This window comes from Pseudomonas sp. HMSC066A08 (genome assembly GCF_001813025.1).
GTDB lineage: Bacteria > Pseudomonadota > Gammaproteobacteria > Pseudomonadales > Pseudomonadaceae > Pseudomonas > Pseudomonas aeruginosa.
Map to the genome: position 1 here is coordinate 1 of NZ_KV811270.1, position 434 is coordinate 434.

Genomic DNA, 434 nt, shown 5'->3' on the forward strand with positions numbered 1-434 from the left:
TCTTGTGGGTGGTGGTGGTGACCACGTCGGCGAACGGCACCGGGTTCGGGTAGACGCCAGCGGCGACCAGGCCGGCGACGTGGGCCATGTCGACGAACAGGTAGGCGCCGACCTTGTCGGCGATGGCGCGGAAGCGGGCAAAATCGAGGACCTGGGAATAGGCGGAGAAGCCGGCGACGATCATCTTCGGCTTATGCTCCACGGCCAGGCGCTCGACCTCGTCGTAGTCGATCAGGCCATTGGCGTCGATGCCGTACTGCACGGCGTTGTACAGCTTGCCGGAGGAGGAGACGCTGGCGCCGTGGGTCAGGTGGCCGCCATGGGCCAGGCTCATGCCGAGGATGGTGTCGCCGGCCGACAGCAGGGCCAGGTAGACCGCGGCGTTGGCCTGGGAGCCGGCGTGCGGCTGGACGTTGGCGTAGTCGGCGCCGAAC

At 68.2% G+C, this 434-nt stretch carries 1 protein-coding gene; it reads right to left on the reverse strand.

Annotation, left to right across the window (positions count from 1 at the left end):
* A partial coding sequence (locus HMPREF2886_RS04870) for an aminotransferase class I/II-fold pyridoxal phosphate-dependent enzyme (protein ID WP_139148390.1) occupies positions 1 to 434 on the reverse strand: 434 nt, incomplete at both ends.